The sequence below is a fragment of the Paenibacillus sp. KACC 21273 genome, from assembly GCF_028736095.1.
Classification (GTDB): domain Bacteria; phylum Bacillota; class Bacilli; order Paenibacillales; family Paenibacillaceae; genus Saccharibacillus; species Saccharibacillus kyungheensis.
Genome location: NZ_CP117876.1, coordinates 3709262 through 3729624, shown reverse-complemented (window position 1 = coordinate 3729624; position 20363 = coordinate 3709262). Strand labels below are relative to the sequence as shown.

15 protein-coding genes are annotated in these 20363 nt (G+C 35.8%); 11 read left to right on the top strand and 4 right to left on the bottom strand.

Annotated elements, in window-relative coordinates; genetic code table 11:
- Nucleotide 1: 1 nt before the first annotated feature.
- The 6 genes from PQ460_RS16355 (at nucleotide 2) to PQ460_RS16330 (ending at nucleotide 8587) form a co-directional block, all read left to right on the top strand.
- Entirely contained in the window at nucleotides 2–523 is a 522-nt protein-coding gene (locus PQ460_RS16355; RefSeq protein WP_274170474.1) for an ABC-three component system middle component 1, read from the top strand.
- Nucleotides 524–543: 20 nt separating this feature from the next.
- Complete coding sequence (locus tag PQ460_RS16350) at nucleotides 544–3360, top strand: AAA family ATPase (protein ID WP_274170473.1); 2817 nt, start codon at nucleotides 544–546, stop codon at nucleotides 3358–3360.
- Between the two features lie 94 nt (nucleotides 3361–3454).
- Nucleotides 3455–3823 (top strand): hypothetical protein, encoded by a 369-nt coding sequence (locus PQ460_RS16345; RefSeq protein ID WP_274170472.1) that lies wholly within the window; start codon nucleotides 3455–3457, stop codon nucleotides 3821–3823.
- A 421-nt stretch (nucleotides 3824–4244) separates the two neighbouring features.
- On the top strand, nucleotides 4245–6146 hold the full coding sequence (locus PQ460_RS16340; protein WP_274170471.1) for a beta-glucoside-specific PTS transporter subunit IIABC: 1902 nt from the start codon (nucleotides 4245–4247) through the stop codon (nucleotides 6144–6146).
- A 35-nt stretch (nucleotides 6147–6181) separates the two neighbouring features.
- Nucleotides 6182–7636: a glycoside hydrolase family 1 protein gene (locus PQ460_RS16335; protein ID WP_274170470.1), complete on the top strand. Its 1455-nt coding sequence runs from the start codon at nucleotides 6182–6184 to the stop codon at nucleotides 7634–7636.
- 276 nt (nucleotides 7637–7912) lie between these two features.
- On the top strand, nucleotides 7913–8587 hold the full coding sequence (locus PQ460_RS16330) for a TetR/AcrR family transcriptional regulator (RefSeq protein ID WP_274170469.1): 675 nt from the start codon (nucleotides 7913–7915) through the stop codon (nucleotides 8585–8587).
- 144 nt (nucleotides 8588–8731) lie between these two features.
- Here PQ460_RS16330 and PQ460_RS16325 read toward each other — a convergent pair whose 3' ends face one another.
- Nucleotides 8732–9820 carry a low temperature requirement protein A gene (locus PQ460_RS16325; protein WP_274170468.1) on the bottom strand — a complete coding sequence of 363 codons (1089 nt, stop codon included), beginning with the start codon at nucleotides 9818–9820 and terminating at the stop codon, nucleotides 8732–8734.
- A 222-nt stretch (nucleotides 9821–10042) separates the two neighbouring features.
- Complete coding sequence (locus PQ460_RS16320; RefSeq protein WP_274170467.1) at nucleotides 10043–11119, bottom strand: polysaccharide deacetylase family protein; 1077 nt, start codon at nucleotides 11117–11119, stop codon at nucleotides 10043–10045.
- Nucleotides 11120–11427: 308 nt separating this feature from the next.
- Here PQ460_RS16320 and PQ460_RS16315 point away from each other — a divergent pair, with 308 nt between their 5' ends.
- Both PQ460_RS16315 and PQ460_RS16310 read left to right on the top strand, forming a co-directional pair.
- Complete coding sequence (locus PQ460_RS16315; RefSeq protein ID WP_274170466.1) at nucleotides 11428–13266, top strand: UbiD family decarboxylase; 1839 nt, start codon at nucleotides 11428–11430, stop codon at nucleotides 13264–13266.
- Nucleotides 13267–13734: 468 nt separating this feature from the next.
- Nucleotides 13735–15180 carry an FAD/NAD(P)-binding protein gene (locus tag PQ460_RS16310; RefSeq protein WP_274170465.1) on the top strand — a complete coding sequence of 482 codons (1446 nt, stop codon included), beginning with the start codon at nucleotides 13735–13737 and terminating at the stop codon, nucleotides 15178–15180.
- A 129-nt stretch (nucleotides 15181–15309) separates the two neighbouring features.
- Here the strand turns inward: PQ460_RS16310 and PQ460_RS16305 are convergent, their stop codons facing one another.
- Complete coding sequence (locus PQ460_RS16305) at nucleotides 15310–15687, bottom strand: ribosomal protein L7/L12 (protein WP_274170464.1); 378 nt, start codon at nucleotides 15685–15687, stop codon at nucleotides 15310–15312.
- Between the two features lie 239 nt (nucleotides 15688–15926).
- Between PQ460_RS16305 and PQ460_RS16300 the strand changes: the two genes are divergently transcribed.
- A complete protein-coding gene (locus tag PQ460_RS16300) occupies nucleotides 15927–16580 on the top strand; it encodes a serine/threonine protein kinase (protein ID WP_274170463.1) in 654 nt (217 codons plus the stop codon).
- 469 nt (nucleotides 16581–17049) lie between these two features.
- Nucleotides 17050–18039 (top strand): D-cysteine desulfhydrase family protein, encoded by a 990-nt coding sequence (locus tag PQ460_RS16295; protein WP_274170462.1) that lies wholly within the window; start codon nucleotides 17050–17052, stop codon nucleotides 18037–18039.
- Nucleotides 18040–18177: 138 nt separating this feature from the next.
- On the opposite strand, the gene PQ460_RS16290 is transcribed toward PQ460_RS16295, so the two are convergent.
- On the bottom strand, nucleotides 18178–18798 hold the full coding sequence (locus PQ460_RS16290; RefSeq protein WP_273615560.1) for a 50S ribosomal protein L25: 621 nt from the start codon (nucleotides 18796–18798) through the stop codon (nucleotides 18178–18180).
- Between the two features lie 383 nt (nucleotides 18799–19181).
- Between PQ460_RS16290 and PQ460_RS16285 the strand changes: the two genes are divergently transcribed.
- Entirely contained in the window at nucleotides 19182–20363 is a 1182-nt protein-coding gene (locus PQ460_RS16285) for a glycosyltransferase family 4 protein (protein WP_204824797.1), read from the top strand.

The following is a 20363-nucleotide window of genomic DNA, read 5'->3' as shown; positions in this document are numbered from 1 at the left end:
ATTGGAAAATCTAGAAGCAATATTGGCATTAAAAGATGTTTATAAATTTGAAGAACTAAAAGATGCGATTGTTTGTAATTTAAATCAAGATAAAATAATTATTATTGTAGATATTAAGACATTAGAAGAATTGATGGAAACTGTCTATCTTATTCCGCAATTAAGAACAAAAATAGAAAAAGAAATGAAAAATATGGACAATAAAATGCAGGCAGATGATATACATCTTTCCAAATTTTTATGGGATATTTATGTAGTTGGTCTTCATTATATTAAATCAGATGAAGATAAATTTAATGAAGTTGAAATAGCCAAGATTCACCAAAATCGTTTTATAGCAAGAAAAATAATTATCGAGTATAAAGAAGAAGAAGAATTAAAAACGCAATTTGATAACTTAGTTGTTCCAGAAAGAGTGTTAAATACACTATTGCACAATTACTCTAGTGATAACGAAATATATAATAAAGATGAAGTGAATAATTTGTTAATACAAATCAAAGATATATTAGAAACTGATTAATATAAGAGAGGGAGAATTAAATGTATTTATCAGAAGTGAAAATCAAAAACTTTAGAGGGTATGGAGAGAATTTAAATCGGACAGATCGCTTTTTTGTTTTTGATGAACTAGATAGTCCGTTGATTATATTTCATGGTTTTAACGGACATGGAAAAACATCATTTTTTGAAGCAATAGAATGGTGCTTAACAGATAATGTAATACGACTAGAAAAATTTTATAAATCTGAGCATGGTGGAGCATACTCAGTACATGATTTAAATAAAAGTCATTATTTAAAGTTTTCCTCTAGCAAATCAAGTGAACAAGTACAAGCTAATCGTGAAATTGTAGTGGAAATATTATTTAATAATGGAGATAAAATCACCAGAAACAGCTTTAGTAATACTTTAGCAGTAACAGATAGTACTAATTATAATTCTACTTTACAACTTATTAAAAAAGGAGAGCAAGCTAAAATAGTCTTAAACAATGAAATTTTACAGTATTTAGTTCCAGAGTCAAATGACATTAAAAATTTCACGAGAGCACATATTCTTTCACAAGAAGGAATTACTGACTTTATTAGAAAAACTTCACCAGAAGATAGAAAATCATTTTTTATGAGATATTTGCAACAAGAAGAGATATCAAATCATATAAATGAGTTAGGTGTATATTTAAGAAGTGGAAGCATTTTTAATAAGAAAAAAAATGACTATAACACTAATATAGTAGAGATTGGAAGAAAAAAAGGAAATGTTAATAAATATTTACAGGACGTAGGGTATAATGATTTTGAAAGTTATATAGATGAATTTAAAAAATTATATTCAAAATTAATTCCATTTGTTAAAAGACAAGAACGATTTCCAAATATCCCCTTAAAATTAATCAATCTGTCTCTAGAATCGGAAAATAAAGATTATACAACTGTCTTTAGGGGGGCTAGCAAGATCTATGAAATAGCTATAAGAGAAAAAGATAATTTAGAAGAAAAAATAAGAAATTTTAATATAGGTAGTTCTAATATAAAATTAATAAATCTTTTAAAAGATGCAGAAAATTGGTTGAAAAAAAGTACTTATGTATGGGAATTAAAAAATAATGGTATTATAGGATTGCAAGATAGACAAAATAAGAATCAAGAAAAATCGAATAATAATTTATTGAGAATAAAAGATAACTCAGAAAAACTAAATATATTGTCAGATAATCAATTTATATTTAGTTTATTAATCCATAGTATTAATAAAGAAAAAAAAGAAGTTTCGCAAGAAATATGGAATAATATGGACAATGATTTTATGAAATTAGATAAATTTATCGATTCCTTTAAAGAAATTATTGAACAAGAGCAGTTGATTTTTCCAATCAAGGATATAATAAAAATAGAAACTTTGAAAAAACGATATAATGAGTTAGATGAAAAACGTTTAAATATACTTTTGAGACAGAAAGAAAATACTTCTTTTATAAATGAATTTTCAACTCTAAATAAAAATTATCAAGAAATCTTAAATCAAGTAAAATCGTATATTCAACAAGAGGAACAATCTATCACATCATGTCCAATATGTCTTAATACTGATTTTTCTTATTCTTCTTTTAATGATTCTGAAAGTAATAATACTGCTCTCATTCTCATATCTATTATAAATGATACAATGGCTAAAGGAAATAATGATATAGAGCGTTTATTGAAACAAAGATCACTTTTAGATGATGAACTTACAGAAATAGTTCATTTAATAAATATAGAGGTTATTGAAAATTTAGAGACATTTTTAGAATTATTAACTAAAGATTTCTTATTAAATTTTGGAAAGATAAAAGTTAGTTTAGATCAATTACAACAAGTTGATAATCTTCAGAAGAATGAATTAAGACAGGAATCTGAATTTATTTCTCGTAAATGGGATACTTTAAGAAAAGGTTGTAAGATTTTATTTGGAGAAGAGATTGAATTAAAGGATGTAAACTTAAATGAATTAGATGAAATATTGCTTACCAAACAAAAGTGGTTTGATGCTAATATTAAACAATTAGAATTTGAAGAAGAACCTAGTTTGGATGAAGTAATAAATAAAATCAAAATAATTAAAAATATAGATTTAATAGCAGAATATTATCCTGATAATTTAGAAAAATTTAATAAAGATTTTTTATATATCAAGAGAAACTCTTTATTAATTAAATGTATGATTAGAAATTTAGAAAATTTAGTTAATATAAAATTACCTAGTGAATACGATGATATTTTATCTCAATATGAACAATTAGATGCTAATTTATTAAGTATCGAGAGTAAATTAGAAGTAATCTCGAATAAAGAAATTTTAATCAGAGGTAAATATAACGAACTTAAACAAAAGCAAACTAATATTTTAGGAGAACAATTACAAGGACATCCAATAATTACTTGGATTTATGAATCTATAAATCCTCATACGCAATATAAAGATTTGAAAGTTGTTGTAGATAATAAAGGCACACATTATGCAAGTAAAGACTTAAAAGAAAATTTATATCTGGATCAAATTTTTAGTCAAGCTCAGTTAAATATACTTGCCTTGAGTACATTTTTAGGAATTGGTTTAACTCAAAAATATAGTATATTTAATCAACTACTTCTAGATGATCCTATACAAAGTATGGATGATTTGAATACTTTAGCATTTATTGATGTGCTTAGAGCGATATTAGATTCTGAATCTAATAAAAAAAGACTTATTATATCTACTCATGATAGTAATTTTGCAGAATTATTATCTATAAAAATGAGAAATAAAAATATTAAAAATTATTTTATTGAAGGTTATGGTTCAGAAGGTCCTATAATTAATACAAATTTATAATAATCAAATCCGTTAGACACTTTCGTGTTTAGCGGACTTTTTGCGTATAATAAGACTAATCCAAATACATATCACTTACAGGAGGTTCCAACTTATGTCCTACCAACATATTACTTACACCATCGACAGCAACGGCACGATCTACGACAACGACTCGATCGAAGCATCCGTCATTTCAGATATCGTTCTTGATTTCCAAACAGGTATCTACGACTATATCATTATCACACCAAGTCAGCCCATCGAACACAGTATCTACATACAAGCCGCTTCGGAGCAACATGAAGGGGAAGGGATGGTGATTGAGATTCGGTTGGTACCTGAAGGCGACAAATCGGCTTTTCAACATTATGCTTACCACACATCCAGTCATCAGGAAATTATTCAAATTTTATTAAATTACTGGGGAGTGCAGAAGTTACCGAATCTGGCGAACTGGCATAATATCACGAACGAATTTTGAAAATTTATGATATTAAAAGACTTATTCGAAAAAAGAAAAAGCACTCACATCTCTCTTAAAAAATAAATAATGTAAGCGTATACTTTTTCTCTTGCCAAATGAATCAAACGATGATATTCTTGTTTTAGGGATTGTTACTGAAAAGGCAAAACCCAGTACATGTAGCTAGGTCTGACATGTGTTGGGTTTTGCCTTTTTGCGTATTATATCTCGATCTGGAGCAATAAGTATAGCTTTATAGTAAGCGCTTACTATAGAGTGAGAACCACTGCTAAGTATGTAGCTACACTCAACAGAATATCTATAGGATTGTTACTGGTCATGCAGGCAAAACCTAATCAGATCGTATCGTATATGACTATACGCGGTCTAGTTAGGTTTTGCCTTTTTTCGTACTTCACTGTCAAAGGAGCGATATCCCATGAAATATGAACAATTGGCAAAAGACATTATCCACAATATCGGTGGTCGGGACAATGTAAATAGTTTGACACACTGTATCACACGATTACGTTTTAAATTAAAAGACGAGAGCAAAGCAAATACGGATGTACTTAAAAATATGGATGGTGTTGTAACTGTTATTCAGAGTGGTGGACAATATCAGGTCGTTATTGGTAACCATGTACCTGATGTGTATGCCGAAGTAAATGCAGTCGGAGGCTTTCAAGCTGATACAGCACAAGATACATCTAGTGATGAAAAGGTAAGTTTATTTAACCGTTTTATTGATATGATTTCTGGCGTATTTACTCCGATTCTGGGCGTGTTATGTGCAACAGGGATGATTAAAGGATTTACCGCATTATTGCTTGCACTACATGTGTTAACCACAGAATCAGGAACGTACCAGATTCTTAATGCATTAGGTGACTGTCTATTTTATTTCTTTCCTATCTTTCTTGGTTATACAGCTGCGAAAAAGTTCAATGCCAACATATTTATCGGGATGGCGATTGGAGCAACATTGGTTTACCCTTCGCTTAGTGGCTTAACCGCTGGCGCTCCATTGTATACTTTATTTGCAGGTACATTGTTTGAATCGCCGATCCATATTACGTTTTTAGGAATTCCTGTCATTTTGATGACGTATTCGTCTAGTGTTATTCCGATTATTTTAGCAACGTATGTAGGTTCGAAATTAGAAGTATTTTTCAAAAAAATTATTCCAAGTGTTGTTCGTACATTCTTGGTTCCGTTCTGTACATTGCTTGTTATTGTTCCGTTAACGCTACTTATTATTGGACCTATCGCTACATGGGCAGGTCAATTGTTAGGGGCAGGCACACTATTTGTCTATAATTTAAGCCCGATTATTGAAGGAATGTTGATCGGTGCGTTCTGGCAAGTATTTGTTATTTTCGGCTTACACTGGGGTCTGGTTCCGATTGTGATCAATAACTTAACAGTGATGAAATTCGATCCTGTTTTAGCAGGGATGTTCGGCGCTTCATTTGCACAGACAGGTGTTGTACTAGCGATCTTACTTAAAACGAAAAATGTCAAACTCAAATCGCTTTCGATTCCGGCATTTATCTCGGGTATTTTCGGTGTAACAGAGCCTGCGATCTATGGAATCACGCTTCCTCGTAAAAAACCATTTATTATCAGTTGTATAGCGGCTGCGGTAGGTGGAGGTATTATTGGTTTTGCAGGTACTAAAGCTTATATTATGGGTGGATTAGGTATTTTCGGGATTCCAAGTTATATCGGTCCAAATGGTATCGATGCTGGATTTTATGGAATGTTGATCGGTATTGGAGTTAGCTTTGTGCTTGGATTTGCCATTATGTATGCTATGTTCCAAGACGATAAAGAAACAGCAAAAGTCACAGAACCACAAGCACCCAAAACAACGATCCAAATCGCTCAAGAAACGATTGCAAGTCCATTACAAGGAACGATTCTTCCACTTAGTGCGGTAGAAGATGAAGCATTTTCTTCTGGTGCGCTTGGTAAAGGGATAGCGATTGAACCGTCTGAAGGTAAAGTGTATTCGCCTGTTGATGGCGTATTAACTTCGATGTTGTCCTCAGGGCATGCACTCGGGATCACCAGTGATCATGGAGTCGATATTTTGATCCATGTAGGACAAGATACCGTGAAGTTAAAAGGCAAACATTTCACACCAAAAGTAAAACAAGGCGATATCGTTACCAAAGGACAATTATTGATGGAATTCGATATCGAAGCGATCAAAGCCGCTGGATATATCGTGACTACACCGGTCATTATTTCCAATACAGCTAATTTCCAAGATGTAGTACAGACAGATAAACAAGCGATTCATTTCAAAGAAGATCTGATCACTGTTTTGATCTAATATACTGACGACTATCTAACAGGAGGAATTGCACAATGAGCGCATTACAGCCTACATTTCCAAAAGGATTTCTATGGGGAGGAGCGACAGCAGCGAATCAGCTAGAAGGCGGATATGATCAAGGTGGGAAAGGTCTAAGCACTTCGGATATGTTAACTGCAGGTACACATACCACTTCTCGCCGAATCACAACGGAACTCGATCCTGCATTAAACTATCCGAGCCATGAAGCGATTGATTATTTCCATAGGTATAAAGAAGATATTGCTCTTTTTGGTGAAATGGGATTTAAAGTGTTCCGCATGTCGATCGCGTGGTCACGTATTTTCCCGAATGGCGATGATCTGGAACCTAATGAAGAAGGATTACAGTTCTATGATCAAGTATTTGCTGAATTGAAAAAGCATAATATTGAGCCATTAGTAACGATATCTCACTATGAAGCACCTTTTGATTTGGCGAAAAAGTACAACGGTTGGTCAGATCGTCGTCTGATAGAGTTCTATACACGTTATTGCGAGACTTTATTTACAAGGTACAAAGACACAGTGAAATACTGGTTGACCTTTAATGAAATCAATATTTTGACGCTACCGTTTGGAACATTTCTAGCTGGAGCGATGATTCCCGAAGGCAATGGAGAATTAGTCGATACATCACAAGATGATCCGCAAGCACGTTATCAAGCACTTCATCATCAATTTGTCGCTAGTGCTCAAGCTGTGAAGTTAGGGCATCAGATCAATCCTGATTTCAAAATTGGTTGTATGATTGCTTATATGTGTTCGTATCCGCTGACTTCGAATCCAGAAGATGTGATTTTAGCGCAGCAGAAAGATAATTTAACGAACTTCTTGTGTTCAGACGTACAAGTGAGAGGAGCTTATCCGGGCTTTGCTAAGCGTTATTTTGCAGATCATGGGATTGAGCTTGTGATCGAACCGGAAGATGAGCAGACTTTGAAAGAAGGCTGTGTCGATTATTATACATTTAGCTATTATTCTTCCACTTGTGTGAGCGCTGATCCTGATCAAGAACAAGTAGGCGGTAATCTCTCGATGGGACTCAAAAACCCGTACCTTAAAGCAAGTGATTGGGGATGGCAGATCGATCCACAAGGATTACGCTGGTCACTAAATAATATTTATAACCGTTATCAGATTCCATTAATGCTTGTAGAAAATGGTCTGGGTGCTATCGATGAAGTACAAACAGATGGCAGTATTCATGACGATTACCGGATTGAGTATTTGAAGCAACATGTGGTCGCAATGCAAGAAGCGATCGCTGATGGAGTCGAACTGATCGGCTATACGCCATGGGGTTGTATCGACCTTGTGAGTGCCGGTACAGGCGAGATGAAGAAGCGATATGGATTTATCTATGTGGATAAAGACAACGAAGGTAAAGGCACACTGGATCGCTCACGTAAAGATAGCTTTTTCTGGTATCAGAAAGTGATTGAGAGTAATGGAGCAGTTTTGGAATAGAGATATTTGAATAAATTATTGCTACGATACAATAAAAAGTCTGCTGTGCTCCTTAAAAAGGGGTAAGCAGACTTTTTTTATGTTAATTCAATATTTAGCAATTTAATATATTGTAATTATCTAAGCTAATAAGTCATAATTTGAAATCAGAATCATCAAATTAAAATATGTAGACTATCATTCTAACCCTACAAGTTGAATCTAACACTGTTAGATGGTATCATGAACCAATAAGAAGTAAATACCCATCTTGCAGGGTTAGATAAGAGGGATGACATGAATAAAAAATTAGCGGTTACAGAAGCCAGAGTGTTAGAAGCATCGTGGGAATTGTTAACTCAAGACGGAATTGAAAAGTTCAGTATGCGTAAATTAGCCAAGCTGATCGGAATTCAAGCACCGTCGATTTATTGGTATTTTAAAAGCAAACAATTGCTTTTTCAGGCACTAGCCAATCATGTAGCCAAAGATGTTCTTCTGGCTATGGAACCACAGGGAGATTGGAAAGAACAATTACATCATTATGCTGTTACGATGCGTAATCAATTAAAAAAGTATCCTTGCTCTGCACAATTATTAATGCAAACATTGCCTTTAGAAAGTGATTATTTACAGATGATTGATCAATTTCTACAAGCTCTAGAACCACTCTCTCTTACAGATAAAGAAAAGTTTAACTATATTATCTGTATTATTAACTATGTATTGTGTCATGAATTAGACGAGTATGAACGTCAACAAGTAGAGAATGAGTTGGAAGATGAAAATCAACAGTCGCTAGAAGAATGGGCACTTCGTGCATTTGAACAAGTCCCTCCTGAAAAAGTCAGTATTATTCGCAGAATGTATACCAATGGCTTATTTGGAGAAGTAGGTACAGATGAGATGTTTGAAGCGGGGCTGGATATTTTTCTAAGTGGAATCGAACAACGAATTGCAGCCAATTTATGATCAGTCTAAGCATCACTAGCAATAGTTATGATATCTAAAAAAATCCCTGCATTCTAACCTTGATCAAGGAAGGAGTACAGGGATTTTGCAAGTGTTTGGTAAATGATCCACTACCAATAAATTATAAGTCTAACGATACACATATTACGTAGTGACTTTAGCAAATACAATAAAGAACACCATCAATTCCGCTAATACCACATGCGGTGATACCATCACCAACCAATCGAAAGCAAATAATACACCGAGTGTCAGTGCAAGTCCGATCATCACTTGAAATCGTGGCTTGAAATTATGGTAGCGATAGCGGTGGAATACGATCATCACTGCTAAAAAGTAAATCAATACAGACGCAAAGGTAAAGCTCAAAATAAATAGATACGAAAGTTGCTCTAAAAAAAGCAATTGAATCGCAGCAGCAATCATACTTAGTGAAAAGTAAATAAATAGATGCCCATACATAATCGTTTGCCCGGCAGTTTGTTTTTCTTTATCCACATGCTTCTCGACATTTTCGAAATATTGCCACCAGATCGCAATAATCAACACAAATGCCATTGCTGCAAACAAGATCGACGAAGGAGTGAATTGATCAGATTGCAGTACAGACAACATACTGATTACGGACTCTCCTAATAAGATTAATGTGAATAAAGCAAATCGCTCTAGCAAATGTGCAGTATGAATCGGCGTTTTGACCAGATTTTTGCGACCGATCAAAGGCACAATAATATCGACAGCTATACCTGCGTACAAAATAAGATAACGAATCCATGAATCGAAAAATAAAGAACAACATGAAATAACAATCCCGACCCAGAAATACGTTCCGAAAAAACGAGCCGTTTCTTGGCGATGATGCTTCTCCTGCGTAGTGGTGATCATGTATTGAATAACCATCAATGCCCTGAGCCCAATATATCCGATCAGAAAAGGTATGTAATTTGAATCAAAATCGATATTGAGACTGGCGGTCATAATCAGTACAAAAAATAACTGCACAATCATAAATATCCGATCTTTGGTGCTGTCTTTGCCAAAGCGATTGTTGTATACACTTTGCCCGACCCAAGCCCACCAGATCGGAATAAAAATAAGTAAAAACTTACCTAACTGTTCGAGTGAAATGCCACCATGTTCTACATGAAGTAAGACATGGGTCGCTTTGGATACCGCAGCTACAAATAACAGATCATAAAACAACTCTAGCCAGGTCACCTTTTTTTCTAACATCAATTGCCCCCTCTTTCACCAAACTTATTTCCATATCTATTGTATAGAATTGGAAGAAAAGTGTCAGCTTATTATTTTAGCATTATCGTAATTGAGTAGTTGTTATATGTAAAAGTACAACCTAAAAGTCCGCTATCTAGAGTAACTGATAGCGGACGGTATACCTATACGGATTCATTTTCATACAGGTACTAGATTGTATTTAATTGCGGATCATATTCTTTATTTAGAAGTGTCAGACTTTTCCGATTCCCCCGCTTCACGACCACTATGCTGGATCGAATCAGGAATAAATAGATTGCGTCCAGGTAGTTTGTTTTCCCACATGATTGAATTATATAAACGCTCTGGATCGATCAGTGGAGAGCCACCATTGATACGTGGAATCGTCATAAGATCGGTATCACGTGTCACCAGACCAAGCTCAGTTGTAAAAGCATAACGAATACCTACGTTTTGAGCGACTTTCTTTACTTCTGGTGTATGCAATCCGTAAGGATACGCAAATGTATTAATCACATGAGGAGTAAGCGGACGAAGTGCTTCTACACAGCGTCTAAGATCGTTCTCAATCCGTGCTAGATAATGTTCATGGGTCTCGGTTACGCCATCTTTTACCAGTGGAGCTGTAAGGGCATCAGTAGTATCGCTTGTTTTATAATGTAATTTGTCGGTATGCGCTTGAACTTCCATATTCGGATCAGAGCTAGTCATATTTTTAATTTCGGCTTTGGTCATATGAGGAGTGGCTACAAGAGCGCCTTTACTGAAATCTCCTGTAATCACAAAGCTTACCCCCGGAATATGGCGCTCTTTCATAATCGGATACGCTGTAGTATAGAAGTTCTCATATCCATCGTCAAATGTAACTAAGACCGCATTATCCGGTACTTTGCCACCTTTCATAAAAAGACGGAATTGTTCCAGTGAAATAAAATTCATATCTTTAGAACGCAAATAATCCAATTGAGAAGCAAAAAGAGCAGGTGTAATAATATCTCCACCTTGTTTGATCGGATCAATATCATGATACATCAGTACAGCCACTTTATTTTGATAATGATCTTTTTTGGCAATCGAAGCAAATTGTTCTACAGGTGGAAGTTGATCTGCGGATAATGGTGGATTTACTGTTACGTTGGAAGTTCCTTGAATAGAATCTCCCAAGCGATCTGCTTGTGCAGTGGTAAAAGATGAGAAGAAATTTCGATCCGAATACACTGCCATCAAGATAAGCGCAATCGCTACTGTCGTTACAAGGCCCGTAACCACATACACAGATGTTTTGAATAATTTCATACATAGATCATCCTTTATTAGAAAGTGAGAGACATCCATAGACATAATATCGGAAAATAGAGAGTGGGATATAACATATATACTGTAAAAAATCATTCTGACTCGTATGTAGCGTATAAGATGCGTTTTGCAGCATTATATCGTACACTAAAAAGAAGTGATCTCATGTTCACATAATAGTACCATCTCTATATCGTTACGCCATGCCATAATGGGGATATAACATATATACTTATTTTTAAATCAAATTTTAACCAATGTAAACTGATATTATAGATCAAGTAATGAACGCAGAATGGAGCTGGAATATGAACTACCGGAATATGGAAGAATGTGTGAATGATCTGGAAAAAAACGGGCATCTGATTCGGATTCGTGAAGAAGTTGATCCTTATCTAGAGATGGCTGCGATTCATATGCGTGTATTTGAAGCAGGTGGGCCTGCACTGCTTTTTGAAAATGTAAAAGGTTCTAAATTCCGTGCTGTTTCTAATTTATTTGGCACTGTCGAACGAAGCAAATTTATTTTTAGAGATACATGGGAATCAACGCAAAATGTAATTGCTTTACGCAATAATCCGATGCAAGCACTGAAGCATCCTTTTCAATATGTAGGTACAGGGTTGTCTGCTCGCAAAGCATTACCTTTGAAAAAATCGAGTGGATTACCTGCCGACTTTGAAGAAATTCAGATTGCTGATCTACCGCTTATTCAGAACTGGCAAGATGATGGTGGAGCTTTTGTGACTTTGCCACAGGTTTACAGTGAAGATCCAGAAAAGCCCGGCATTATGAACTCGAATCTAGGTATGTATCGGGTGCAGTTGAATGGTAATGAGTATGAATTGAATCGGGAGATCGGTATCCATTATCAGATTCATCGGGGGATTGGGATTCATCAGGAGAAAGCTAATCGTCAAGGTAAACCGCTGAAAGTAAGCTGTTTTATCGGTGGGCCTCCAGCTCATACATTATCTGCGGTGATGCCTTTGCCTGAAGGAATGAGTGAATTAACATTTGCAGGATTGTTAGCAGGGCGACACTTTAGTTACAGTTATGTAGATGAATTTTGTATCAGTAATGATGCTGATTTTGTGATTACAGGAGAGATTTACCCGGATGAGACAAAGCCTGAAGGGCCGTTTGGCGATCATCTTGGATATTACAGTTTGACACATGAGTTCCCGATGTTACGAGTGCATAAAGTATACGCACGCAAAAATGCTATTTTCCCATTTACTGTAGTCGGCAGACCACCGCAAGAAGATACAGCTTTTGGTGCTTTGATTCATGAATTAACAGGTGGAGCGATCAAGCAAGAGATTCCCGGGGTCAAAGAAGTGCATGCTGTTGATGCGGCAGGTGTACATCCATTACTATTTGCAGTTGGTAGTGAACGATACACCCCTTACCAGAAAGTAAAGCAACCGGCTGAGATTTTAACGATTGCCAATCGGATTCTAGGTACAGGACAGTTGAGTCTTGCCAAGTACTTATTTATGACAGCGGAAGAAGAAGAAATATTGGATTCTCACGATGTTGAACATTTTCTTACTTATATTTTGAAACGAATTAATTTGCATCGTGATATTCATTTCTATACGAATACAACGATTGATACACTGGATTATTCAGGAACAGGATTGAATACAGGTAGTAAAGTGATTTTCGCTGCTGTAGGAGAGCCAAAGCGAGAGTTATGTACAGAAGTTCCGGCGATTTTACATGATCTACCACAATGTGGAACAGCTCATCTGGTCATGCCGGGTGTGGTTGCTTTGCAAGGAGCTAGCTTTGTAGATTATGAGCATAACGAACAGCAATTAAATGATCTATGTCAGGTGATTGCCGATCGTGGCGAATTACCAGATTGTCCATTGATTATTTTGTGTGATGATAGTCCATTTTTAAGTGCGACGATTGATAATTTCTTATGGGTTACCTTTACACGTAGCAATCCATCTCATGATATATATGGAGTAAATAGCTTTACTAAGCACAAGCATTGGGGTTGCGACAATGTCATTATTGATGCACGCACTAAGCCTCATCAAGCTCCACCATTAATCCCTGATCCTACGGTAGCGCAACATATTGAGCGACTATTTGTACAGGGAGCTAGTTTGAGTTCATTAGCCAAATCATAATCAACACAATCATAGAAATAATACTAAAAAGAACCTTTACTCTTACCTATAGAGAAAGGTTCTTTTTGCTGTAACAAGCATTTTCAAACGTTTTGTAGTTCAAATGGTAAGAAATGAAGAGTGAGAAAAGTTAAATATTGAAGCGATACATAGATGAATATACTATTTCTAAAAACTACAATGGAATATTAACTGACATATAATTTATAAAATTTGAAATTACATTCGTTATTTCTACCAATTTGCACCTTCTTATTTAGAAATGATGACAATAAATCTATCATTAACTTTTAAAAATAAGAATAATACATATATAATAAGTCTATTCCTTAGCAATTCTTACATCAAAATTCGAAAGTTGAAAATAATCTTTAATAAATAAAAGTAGAGTTGATATAGAACAATTCTGAATCATATAGATTTGTTCTATCTTCAAATAGATACAGAGCACAGGAAGGATGAGAGAGTATGAGCTTGGCAGAACTGAATCAACGTGTGAAAACAGACCTTTCTTATCTAGCATATGGAGGAGCCGATTGGGTACGTCCATTGCAACACCCTGAAGGACATGTCTATGATGTGGTTATTGTAGGTGGCGGTCAGAGTGGATTGGGTGCAGGTTTTGGATTGTTGCGTGAGCGGATATCGAATATTTTGATTATTGATGAAAATAAAGAAGGCGTCGAAGGCCCCTGGGAAACGTATGCGCGGATGGTAACGTTGCGTACACCCAAGCATTTAACTTCGATTGATCTAGGTATTCCTTCATTAACATTCCGTTCGTGGTGGGAAGCGCAGACAGGTGCAGAAGGATGGGAAGCAGTCAATAAAATTCCACGTGGAGATTGGATGAATTATCTACGCTGGTATCGTCAGATTCTGAATCTTCCAGTGCGTAATCATACACGCTTGAAGCGGATTGAACCGACTGAAGAGGGGGTTCATCGTCTGCATATTGAAAGTACACAATCATCAACTGAATCATCTACAGATATATTGTTAGCACGCAAAGTAGTGTTGGCAACAGGCATACAAGGAGGCGGAGAATGGCATGTGCCACCGATGATTCGTGATCATTTACCTGCACATCTCTATGCTCATACTTCGGCAAATATTGATTTCGAACCATTACGAGGTAAAAAAGTCGCTGTATTAGGCGGTGGAGCTTCTGCTTTTGATAATACGAATTTTGCACTTTCTCAAGGTGTCGGTGAAGCTCATGTATTTGTAAGACGTGAACATCTACCGCGTATTAATCCTATTCGCCAAATGGAAGTCTCGGGGATGATCGAACGGTTTGCCGCTTTACAAGATGAAGATAAATATGCAGCTATCGGGCACTTTTTCAAATATAATCAACCACCTACCAATGATACATTTGAACGTGCATCGGCTTGGGATGGATTTCAACTTCATTTAGGCGCACCGTGGCTAAAAGTAGAGCAAGTGGGCGACCAAGCTGTTGTCACTACACCTCAAGGTACATTTTCGTTCGACTTTTTAATTATCAGTACAGGATTGTTAAGTGATCCAGCGTTGCGTCCAGAATTGAAAGAGGTAGAACCTTATATTGCACGTTGGAGTGACAAATATACACCACCAGCAGAAGTTGCGAATCCACTATTGGATGCTCATCCTTATCTTAGTCTGGGGTTTGCATTACAGAGCAGGGATGAAGTAGGGAAAGACAAATTACATGGGCTGTATGTGTTTAACTATTCTGCATTGGTCAGTTGTGGGTTGTCGGCTTCTGCGATTTCAGGGATGCGCTTTGCGATACCGAAGTTAGTCGGGGCGATAGCTGACGAATTATTTTTAGATGATCGAGCAGATATTTTACATCAATTCTTTGCTTATGCAGAAGACGAATTTATCGGACAGTGGCCTAAAGTAGCCAACACTGTCGATGTATAATTTGTACAGTAACGCAGATTTCCTATAAAGATTTTGGATATACAACTAAACGAGCTTATGTATCCAAAAAGTGCTTATATGCAAAGAAGTTTAGCACATAAAAAAAACCTGTAAACACATAAAGCGTGCTTACAGGTTTTTTTGTTTGTATTCATTTTCTAGTTGATCTACATAATCTTTAGCTTCTTTCAGTCCCCAACCACGAACTTCCCGTACTTCTTTGATCGCTTGAATTTTTTTGTTTTCATGAGTCAAAAACAATATCCGTTCTTCAAATGAAGCTTGATCTATCGTTGAGGGTACGCTTGTATGTTCTGGAGCACTTGTAGACGATGAGAGAGGTTTGGGACGATGGGTAGAAGTCAGCCCTCCATTACCCGGTCGATTTTTGAGCCATTCTAGATCTGATTTCATTTCATTCAGCTGACTTTGCAAGCTTATGACGCGCAATAACAACAGTACGGACAACACAAGCGCAATTATAGCTACAATTTCATATGTATTCATTTGATAACTCCTTTCTATATGTACTCATCTACAAGAGTATAGCATAGATCAATTATAGGGTCATATGATCAACAGATTGAATATCATTTATACTATAAATAGATTAAATAATGATGCCTTTTGCCACATTATAACGTAAAATAATATAGTAGATTATCTACAGCATTTACATATGTAGCCACACAATAATGACTTTACGAATAATGACTTTACGAATGAAGCTATAGGGAGCGTATTAGATGGAAAAATTATTACAGCAGGTAACGGATGAATTAATCGCTAATGTGATAGTAGAAAGTTTTCATTTTATGGAGCCTGTAAAAGTAAAAAATGCACCTCAGCCATGGATTTTACTCGGTGCAGGGAATTATGCTGCTGTATTTTATCATCCTGATTATGAAGATTATGCTGTCAAAGTATATGCAGTCGGTAAGCCCGGCTTACAAGAAGAAGCTAAAGTATATGAAAAGCTAGGCGTACATCCTGCCTATTCTGCTTGTTATTATGTAGGGGCGAACTTTTTGATATTGAAACGTCTACGTGGTGTAACCGTCTATGAATGTATGAAAAAAGGGATTCTCGTATCCGAGCAAGCGATCAAAGATATTGATGCAGCAATAGATTATGCTCGCTCCAAAGGATTACGCCCTCACGATATTCATGGCAAAAATGTTATGGTCGAAAATGGACGAGGATTAATCGTCGATATCTCTGACTTTTACAAACAAGAAGAATGTAAAATGTGGAGCGACTTCAAAAAAGCCTATTACCGTTTGTATTTACCAGTAGCTTCCCGCATTTTATTTCCTGTTCCTGGCGTCATGTTAGAAGGCGTACGCAAAGGCTATCAAGTATACCGCAAACGTAAAAAAGCCCAACTTGCCAGACACTGACTTTATGTAGTGTCTTTTTTTAGTTATACTCATACCTTATATAATAGAACAGAATGAAATCATATATTGATAAAGGAGAATATAATGGACATTACCCTTATACTATTTGCGATTATTGCTGTAGCTGGTTATACATTTATGTTTAAACTTACACGAATCATTAAGCCAGATATTGATTTTTCGGATAAAAGTTCGATAAGTATAGCATTTGTAATACTCATTTTAGCTATTTTATACTTTGTTTATTTAACTTCTTAAACTTATAAAGATGATACTTTTGGAAGAGCCAGTAACAATACATTAAATCAGCTAATGCGTATATTTATAAAGATAGTCATAGAAAATAAATACAACATACTACCGATTGTTTGTTTTTATCAAAAAGAAGGTAATAGATAGGATTATGATTGATGCAATCAATATTGAACTGGTTGCTCTAATGCTAGTGTTTAATAAGGAGGTCTAACTTATGATTCATCTTCCAGAACGGGTGGTACTGGCTAATCTACCGACCAAGATAGAAAAATTAGATCGTTTATCTGCACAGTTGCAAGGGCCTTCTTTGTATATCAAACGAGATGATCAGACAGGAACTGAATTTGCAGGTAACAAGATTCGTAAGCTGGAATATTGTATTCGTGAAGCACTGGATCAAGGGTGCGATACATTGATCACTTGTGGAGGGATTCAATCTAATCATTGTCGGGCTACCGCCGCGGCAGCAGCAAAGTTAGGCTTAAAAGCTATCGTTGTATTGCGTGGTGAGCAACCTGATACGTATGAAGGAAACGTTCTATTGGATCATTTGTTAGGTGCCGAAGTACGTTGGATTAGTAGTGAAGCGTATCGTGATCACCGGATGGATATTATGAATAATATTGCTAGTGAAGTCTCTGCACATGGACAACAAGCTTATGTTATTCCAGAAGGAGCTTCCAGTGGTATCGGTGCATTTGGATATTATACAGCGCTACAAGAAATCGTACAGCAAGAAAAAGAGTTAGGAATTTCATTTGATGCGATTGTTGTAGCATTAGGGTCGGGTGGGACACATGCTGGATTACTGCTAGCTCAACAACTACTCGAAACTTCGCACCGGATCATAGGAATCAATGTATGTGATGATGAACAATATTTTCAAAAAGCGATCTCTACAGTTATCCAAGAAAGTTCGCAATATATCGATCAACCTGTACATATACCGTTAAAAGCGATAGAAATCATAGACGGTTATGTAGGGAAAGGCTATGCTCAGAGTCAACCGCAAGAATTAAAATGTATCCAAGACTTAGCTTCATTAGAGGGTGTGATTCTTGATCCTGTATATACGGGCAAAGCTTTTTACGGGTTATTAGAAGAAATTCGCAAAGGCACATTCGAGGGTATGCAAAACATTTTATTTATTCATACGGGTGGTCTGTATGGATTGTTTCCACATGCTTCATCGTTTCAATTTTGAAAGTGAACACAAAAAAGTCTACTAAACACACAATAATAAAGTGTTAGCAGACTTATAAGTTCAGAAAAAATAAGTACAATATACGATATTGATTTATTTTAATATAAGTTTATATCGCATAAAATCTACAAAAAGTGATTATGCTGATGGTTTGTCTACTTCTGGAACGACTGGAGTAGCTTCTGCTGATTCGTCTTCTAGCTCAGCTTCAATCGCAGCAGATACTTTGATTACAACAGCTGTAGGATCTGTTAATACTTCAATTCCTTTATGGAATTCAAGATCAGATACTAATAAATGATCACCGATACCGACTTTGGTAATATCGACTTCAAATGCACTTAGCAAATCATCAGGCATACAGCGAACTTCAACTTCATACAATTCAACTTGCATAACGCCACCTTCGTATACACCAATAGGTTCGCCAGAGAAATGAATCGTTACTTTAGTGTCCATCGCTACATTCATATTCAATTGGTGAAAATCGATATGCAAGATTTTGCGACTAATCGGATCTTTTTGAATATGTTGAATCGTAACCGGCTTTTTACCTTTTTGCGGGATATCAGCCATAAGAATAGCACGAGGATTTTCTTTAATAGTAGCTAAAAATAATTTCTCTTCCACCATCACAGAAACACTACCAATGTCTTTGCCGTACACAGTAGCAGGAATATGACCACTGTTTCTTAGACCACGAATTTGCGAACCTGTTTGTTGGCTACTACGTTCATTTAATACGATAGCATTACTCATTTGTATTGCCTCCTTGGACATTCAAGAAAATTTTACGCAAAAAAAGCCGATTAGCAATGAATGTCTAATCAGCTCGCTATGCGAACACATTTTCTTGTTGTTATCTAATATGTTACTACAAGTTTAGTGCTTGTCAAATATGTTACCTTAGAAAGTCAATTATTTGACAACTTATCTATACAATGGTAAAGTTAGGGAAGCAGATAGGAACGGAAAGATACACATATCAGCTAAGAACATACATCATGACTACATTTAATAACGCACACTATAAATACACACTCCAATATAAAATCAACTCGATCTTAAGAAATAAAGATATCTTTATTTCTTTTTTGTTATTTGATTTTGGAAAAAAATATAATAAAAGGGAGATAATAACTATGAATGAAGAGACAACAAAACGCAATATTGTATTTTTGGGAACAAGTCTGCCAAGAGAATGCGGGTTGGCTACGTTCTCGCAAGATATGCTTGATGAAATCAAAAAAATAAATGACTTTAATCCACCGCATATTATGGCGGTTAATAATGATAAATCTTATGAATACGGCAGTCAGGTAATGGGTGAAATTAATCAATTTGAACGGGCAGATTACTTGCGAGCGGCTAATGATTTGAATCAATCCAATACAGATGTACTGGTTATTCAACATGAGTTCGGTATTTATGGCGGTGAAAGTGGAGAATATGTTGTCGAACTTGCAGCGCAGTTAACGATACCTTTTATAGTTATCTTCCATACTGTTCTATCTGAACCTAGTGATAAACAGCGTCAAATTATGAAACAACTTGCTGATCTTAGTTATAAAGTAGTAACAATGGTAGAGAATAAAGTACAGGACTTAATCGAAGTATATAATATTCCTGCTGAAAAAATAAAAATGTATCATCATGGTGTTCCTTTTGTTGACACAGGTAGTCGCACAGAATTGAAAGAGCGTTATGGATATAGCGATCGCCAAGTTTTATCTACATTTGGATTTTTGAGTCCAGGTAAAGGTATCGAATATGCTATTCAAGCGATGAGCGGTGTAGTCAAAACCCATCCAGAAGCACTTTATATTATCTGGGGCAAAACGCATCCTGTGGTTAAGCAACAAGTAGGTGAAGTGTATCGTCAGAAGCTAACTGATTTGGTATCTGAACTTGGACTTGAAAATAATGTTGCGTTCGTCGATCGACTGTTAACACAAGAAGAAGTGGTTCAGTCGCTAGTATTGTCTGATGTATATTTGACTCCTTATTTAGGCAAAGATCAAGCAGTTAGTGGCACGTTAGCTTATGGCATAGGGTATGGAAGAGTTATTATTTCGACTCCTTACCGTTATGCAATAGAAATGTTAGCAGACGGAAGAGGATTGCTAGCAGAATTTAACGACTCGGCTTCTTTGGAAACGCATATTTTGAATATATTAGATCATCCAGCACTTAAAGCAGAAATGGAAGAAAAAACGATGGCTTTAGGAAAAACAATGATGTGGAGCGAAGTCGCGAAGTCTTATGCTCAGTTGTTTCGTGAAGTCATGTCAAGCAGTTACGGATTAAAAGGGAGTGCAGTTTAA

What these genes read in the sequence shown, in the direction of transcription:
- PQ460_RS16350 (WP_274170473.1), top strand. Translation starts at nt 544, where the DNA reads ATGTATTTATCAGAAGTGAAAATCAAAAACTTTAGAGGGTATGGAGAG.
- PQ460_RS16345 (WP_274170472.1), top strand. Translation starts at nt 3,455, where the DNA reads ATGTCCTACCAACATATTACTTACACCATCGACAGCAACGGCACGATC.
- PQ460_RS16340 (WP_274170471.1), top strand. Translation starts at nt 4,245, where the DNA reads ATGAAATATGAACAATTGGCAAAAGACATTATCCACAATATCGGTGGT.
- PQ460_RS16335 (WP_274170470.1), top strand. Translation starts at nt 6,182, where the DNA reads ATGAGCGCATTACAGCCTACATTTCCAAAAGGATTTCTATGGGGAGGA.
- PQ460_RS16330 (WP_274170469.1), top strand. Translation starts at nt 7,913, where the DNA reads ATGAATAAAAAATTAGCGGTTACAGAAGCCAGAGTGTTAGAAGCATCG.
- PQ460_RS16325 (WP_274170468.1), bottom strand. Translation starts at nt 9,820, where the DNA reads ATGTTAGAAAAAAAGGTGACCTGGCTAGAGTTGTTTTATGATCTGTTA.
- PQ460_RS16320 (WP_274170467.1), bottom strand. Translation starts at nt 11,119, where the DNA reads ATGAAATTATTCAAAACATCTGTGTATGTGGTTACGGGCCTTGTAACG.
- PQ460_RS16315 (WP_274170466.1), top strand. Translation starts at nt 11,428, where the DNA reads ATGAACTACCGGAATATGGAAGAATGTGTGAATGATCTGGAAAAAAAC.
- PQ460_RS16310 (WP_274170465.1), top strand. Translation starts at nt 13,735, where the DNA reads ATGAGCTTGGCAGAACTGAATCAACGTGTGAAAACAGACCTTTCTTAT.
- PQ460_RS16305 (WP_274170464.1), bottom strand. Translation starts at nt 15,687, where the DNA reads ATGAATACATATGAAATTGTAGCTATAATTGCGCTTGTGTTGTCCGTA.
- PQ460_RS16300 (WP_274170463.1), top strand. Translation starts at nt 15,927, where the DNA reads ATGGAAAAATTATTACAGCAGGTAACGGATGAATTAATCGCTAATGTG.
- PQ460_RS16295 (WP_274170462.1), top strand. Translation starts at nt 17,050, where the DNA reads ATGATTCATCTTCCAGAACGGGTGGTACTGGCTAATCTACCGACCAAG.
- PQ460_RS16290 (WP_273615560.1), bottom strand. Translation starts at nt 18,798, where the DNA reads ATGAGTAATGCTATCGTATTAAATGAACGTAGTAGCCAACAAACAGGT.
- PQ460_RS16285 (WP_204824797.1), top strand. Translation starts at nt 19,182, where the DNA reads ATGAATGAAGAGACAACAAAACGCAATATTGTATTTTTGGGAACAAGT.